We start from the raw sequence: 2,806 nt of genomic DNA, 5'->3' as shown, positions 1-2,806 counted from the left end.
GCTTCCGGGAACCCTGACAATTGTCATAAAATACCGAAGCTTATCCCCCTACCTTCGCTCGTATTAACCCATATAATCCTAAGGTTCATGGAGACCATTAAAGAGCGCACAATGAGTGTGTATAAGTTCGGAAACAAAAAAGCCGACGGGCGGAAGGAACTGAAAAACCTCCTCGGCGGTAAAGGTGCAAATCTTGCTGAAATGAGTCGCATAGGCATTCCTGTGCCCCCTGGCTTCACTATTACCACAGAGGTGTGCACCCAATTCAACAAGGAAGGAAAAAAGGCTGTTGTAGCAAAAATTGATGCCGAGGTGCGCGCTGCCATTGCAGAAATTGAGGAAACTATGGGTACCCGATTTGGGGATAATGAAAACCCCTTATTGATTTCTGTACGCTCCGGAGCCCGTGTTTCAATGCCGGGGATGATGGATACCGTGTTGAACTTGGGATTGAATGAGGACTCAATAGCCGGTATGACTCAAAAAACAGGGAATGAGCGGTTTGTATGGGATTCTTACCGCCGCTTTATTCAGATGTACAGCGGGGTGGTCCTCGGATTAAAACCGGAAAACAAGGAAGACTTAGACCCGTTTGAAGAAATTATAGATCATTTAAAAGAGAAGCGAAAAATTGACCTTGATACCCAATTCAGTGTTCAGGATCTTCAGGACCTCGTGTACGATTTTAAGGATATCGTTAAAAAACGGACGGGCAAGCCCTTCCCTAATGATCCCTGGGACCAGCTTTGGGGCGCCATTATGGCCGTTTTTGAAAGCTGGAATGGCGACAGGGCCCTGTACTACCGCAAAATGCACGGGTATCCGGAAGACTGGGGTACGGCTGTAAATGTACAGGCCATGGTTTTTGGAAATATGGGTGAAGATTCCGCTACCGGAGTTTGTTTTACACGTGATGCCGCCACAGGCGAGAATGTCTTTAACGGCGAATACCTTATTAACGCTCAGGGCGAAGATGTGGTTGCCGGGGTGAGGACACCACAGCAGATCACCAAAATTGGATCCATGCGATGGGCGGAACTCGCTCAGGTTACGGAAGAAGAGCGACTGGAGAACTACCTTTCCCTGGAAGAAGTAATGCCTGAAATGTATAAAGAGCTTTTCGGCTACCAGCGGACCCTTGAAGATCACTACCGCGATATGCAGGATATGGAATTTACTATCCAGCGCGGAAAACTCTGGATCCTTCAAACCCGGAATGGAAAACGCACTGGGGCGGCCATGGTAAAAATAGGAATGGATCTGCTCTCCGAAGGTATGATTGATGAGGAAACCACGATCACCCGGATGGATCCGATAAAACTGGACGAACTCCTGCATCCGATTTTTGACACTGAGGCTTTAAAAGACGCCACGGTGATCGCACAGGGATTGCCGGCCTCACCAGGGGCAGCCACGGGAAAGATTGTCTTTTTTGCGGATGAAGCGGATAAGTACAAATATTCCATTTTGGTGCGGATTGAAACCTCGCCAGAAGATCTCGAAGGCATGAATATCGCAAGGGGAATTGTAACGGCCCGTGGGGGTATGACCTCACATGCCGCAGTAGTTGCCCGGGGTATGGGAAAATGCTGTGTTTCCGGAGCAGGTGCCCTGAAAATAAATTATAAATCCCGAACCCTGAAGGTAGGAGAACACGTCTATCACGAGGGGGATTGGATTTCGATCAACGGTTCCACAGGAAATATCCTGGAAGGGAAAGTGGCAACTAAAGAACCTGAATTAAGCGGGGAATTTGCCAGGCTCATGGATCTGACGGATAAATACGCCCAGATGGAGGTACGCACGAATGCTGATAATCCCAGGGATGCAAGTATCGCCCGTGGCTTCGGGGCCAAAGGCATCGGGCTTACCCGAACAGAGCATATGTTCTTTGAAGTGGATCGGATTAAAGCCATGCGGGAGATGATCCTTGCAGACACTGTAAAAGGACGCAAACAGGCATTGCGTGAATTACTTCCGATGCAAAGAGCGGATTTTGAAGGGATATTTGAAGCCATGCAAGGATTTCCTGTAACCATCCGACTACTGGACCCACCCTTACATGAATTTGTACCGCACCAACTGGCCACCCAAAAGGAACTCGCAGAAGACCTCCATATTTCGCTGGCCAATGTTAAACAGAAAGTGGCCGAACTGGAAGAATTCAACCCTATGATGGGTCACAGAGGCTGCCGCCTGGGGAATACATATCCCGAAATTACAGAGATGCAGGCTCGGGCCATTATTGAGGCGGCCCTTAATGTGAAGAAAGACAAGGGGATTGAATCTCAGCCTGAGATTATGATTCCACTTGTGGGGACTTTGGAAGAATTCCTCCTTCAAAAATCGATTATACAAACTACTGCCGAAGAAGTGTTTGCCAAAAGGAAGGACCGCGTAAACTACGCCATTGGGACTATGATTGAAATTCCCAGGGCCGCCCTTCTGGCTGATAAAATTGCAGAGCACGCCGATTTCTTTTCCTTTGGAACGAACGACCTGACCCAAATGACATTTGGCTATTCCAGGGATGATGCCGGGAAATTCCTGTCGGTCTATCTGGAAAAAGGCATCCTGAAAGATGATCCCTTCGAAGTTCTGGACCAGGAAGGCGTAGGTCAGTTAGTGATCATGGGGACTGAGCGGGGTCGTAAGACTCATCCGGGCTTAAAGGTTGGGATTTGCGGGGAACACGGGGGAGAACCGAGTTCCGTGGAATTCTGCCATAGGGTTGGGATGAACTATGTAAGTTGCTCACCTTACCGGGTCCCCATCGCCCGCGTGGCCGCCGCACAGGCCGCTATCC

1 protein-coding gene is annotated in these 2,806 nt (G+C 49.1%); it reads left to right on the top strand.

The window, feature by feature from the left end; translation table 11 throughout:
• Positions 1-87: 87 nt before the first annotated feature.
• The coding region (gene ppdK / locus WBV75_RS04085; protein WP_424119377.1) for a pyruvate, phosphate dikinase at positions 88-2,806 on the top strand (2,719 nt) is incomplete at its 3' end.

The organism is Robiginitalea sp. (assembly GCF_049588695.1).
In the GTDB taxonomy this organism is placed as follows: Bacteria; Bacteroidota; Bacteroidia; order Flavobacteriales; family Flavobacteriaceae; genus Robiginitalea.
This window is presented reverse-complemented; position numbering and strand designations above follow the sequence as displayed.